This window comes from Streptomyces sp. NPDC054841 (genome assembly GCF_053611045.1).
The window spans coordinates 13789-16490 of sequence record NZ_JBSGZO010000172.1 but is presented as its reverse complement, the minus strand read 5'-3'; the positions used below and the strand labels follow the sequence as shown (position 1 = coordinate 16490).

Below are 2702 nucleotides of genomic sequence, written 5' to 3'. Positions count from 1 at the left end.
GAGCCGGACCTTACGGCCTGATCCGAGCCAGGGACGGACAGCAGCGGTTCCCCATGGGCCATTCCTGGCCCGGTGCCGGCCGATACCGGCTCCAGCTCGTACGGCTCCGCGGACATGCTTGCGAGCGACACGCCGCCGAGCGCCGACAGGGCGAGCGACGCCTCTCCCAGCAGCCCGCCGGCGGTGAGCGCCAGGGCGGCCAGTACCGTGCCGAGCAGCGCCTCCGGGGGCATTGGTGCGCCCCGCAGCCTTGCGTCGATAAGCGCAGAGACGGCCAGAACCGCAGAGCCGACCGCCGCCATCGTGAGCGCTGCCTTGGCCAGTGCCTCCGGCACGATGGTGAACCAGGCGGCGGTGTCGGAGCCGACATCTGTTCCGCCGGGCCCCTCGATGACCAGGGCCCCGGCGACCACCCGATGGCGGTAGCCGGGCTTGAGCAGGTCGACGACGACATTACGGTCTTCAGCCACCAGTCGCAGGGTGCTGAGGGCAGCCGGGTAGTGATGAGGGTGGAGAGCCTCGGGGACGACACGGAGGCGGCCCTGCGTCAGCCGAGGGGCCGTTGCACCATGGGCCGCCAGCCAGGCGGCCGTCTCATGGCCGCCCACCGGGCGGGAGACGGTGGTCACGACGCCGTCCCGTACATCGGTCAGCAGGGGCAGGACCGGGCGGCCCCGGTCGAAGCCGGCCAGCAACCACACGGTGCCTTGCCCGGGTTCCGGGCCGCTGACCGACGTGACCGCCGCCAGTTGCTTGGCGAAGTCCTCGGATGTCGTGATCAGTTGGTGTTCGACCTCGTTGGTGCCCAGCTGCTCGATGACGGAGACGACGGAGCGGACGGGAAGGGTATAGGCGCGCAGCGTGCCGTCGGGGTGACCGTACAGCGGCGGCAGCCCGCCGTTGCCGCGGCCGATGATCCGCCAGGGGGCCGGGCCGTCGCCGTTCAGGGCGGTGAATTCCAGCGCGGCCGTGGAGATGCGACGGTCTTCCACGGACTCGATACCGGCGAGCGCCCGAACCGAGCTGCGCAGGATCACCCCGGCCCCCGGGTCCGCCACATAGCCGAAGTGGCCCAGCGGCTCGACCACTTGGCGGATCCGCTCGGCCATCCTGCGATACGCGGCGGCCGCTCGCGGTGTCCGTGCGGTGAAGATCACGGGGCTGCCCGGTGGCAGGTTCTTCGCCTCCAGCCAGTTCCTGATCCTGTCCAGGTTCGCTGGGACCAACTCAGGGGCACCCGTGCCGGTAGCCGGCAGGTTCAGCTCCACCAGGTCGCCGCGGGCGTCGACCTGAACTTCGATGACGGGCCACTTCAGGGCACCGTCGCCGAGGAGTTCGGCCAGCGCGGACCGGGACTGGGCCTCAACGCCGCTGATGTAGGCCATCGACGAGCTGAGAACCATGCCGCGGACGGGGTCGAGGAGCAGGCCGGACTCCCCTTCCTGCAGCCGCGCGCGCGGCGCTGGGCCGCCCTGCGGCTCGGCGATGTGCCAGCTCGGCGCTTTGCGCTGCGCTTCGACATACGCATCGGACGGCAGTTGGGTCAGTCGGCGCGGCGGGGGCGTCATTCTCTGCCGGAGCAGCTCGGTCCGGTCTGACCGATCGAGCTCTTGGTCGTCCTGCCGTTGTCTTAGCAGCTGCTCCCGTACGTGTTGGGGAAGCTCTTCCACCGAGGTCAGCAACTGGTCAAGGTACACCGAGGCAGCCAGTCGGGCCACCGCCCCGTGCACGAGAGGCAGACTGCTGATGCCCGTCACGAGGTACTGCGTTGCCCGCCAGGCGGCCCCCGTGGCACGAACGCGTTCGCTGAGTACCAGTTCCTCGTACACGCGTAGCCGTTGCTGCGACCGTTCCGCCGTCCGCGCGGTCCACTCGCCTTCCGCCGTCCGGTACTGCTCGACCATGTCGGAGAGGAGCTTGAGGGAGCGGTCCAGCTTGGGGATCCAGCGCAACCCGATGGTTCCCGGCACTGGGAACCACTCGGGCTCCGCGTCTGCCGGAGTGACACGGACCCGGCGTGTGGCCAGCGTGGCCAGCACGGCCGCCTCCTGCTGCACCAGTTCTGTCAGCCGACCGGGCTTCATACCGTCCAAGATCAGCACCAATTCGCTGTCCGAAGACGCCGAGGCGCCGGCCATGAAGCGGGAGCGGACCAGCCAGGCGAAGAGCTGCCCGGTGGTGGCTTGGACGGTGACGCGGGCACCGCTGGGCTTCTTGTGCCGCAGCTTCCACACGGCACCCGCCGGTTCCTCGTCGGTGGGCAGGCCGACCTGAACGTACGCGGTGAACGCGCCCATGTCCCGCAGAGTTGTGGTGTGCAGCGCGCTCCATGCGCCGTGGCCCTTGATCTCGTGGGGTGGGACGCTGGACACTCCGCCGGGCAGCAGGACCCTGAGCGGTAGATCCTTGGACTGCAGAATGCCCATCTCGTCGGTGACGAAGGGCTCGTCGGCGCCCTGGGGGAGCACAGGGAGGCCGCGCCAGTCGCCGCTCAGGAACCGACCATGCGAATCCTGCCCGATGGCGCACAGCGCGAAGGCGCGGGCGGATTCGTTCCAGCTCGCCCGGTAGGCCATCCGGGGCCAGTACGACCGTACGGCGGCCAGAGCTGAAAAGACGTCACCGTAGTTTGTCAGCCTGCGAATCCGCAAGCTGGCATCGAGCCGGTTGCTCGGCGCCCTGAGCGGAGTCGCCGGGACGAT

The 2702-nt window shown here is 69.7% G+C and carries 1 protein-coding gene; it reads right to left on the bottom strand.

Features of this window, described 5'->3' with window-relative positions; translation table 11 throughout:
* The coding region (locus ACWGI8_RS22575; RefSeq protein ID WP_453663378.1) for a hypothetical protein at positions 1-2651 on the bottom strand (2651 nt) is incomplete at its 3' end.
* Positions 2652-2702 lie beyond the last annotated feature (51 nt).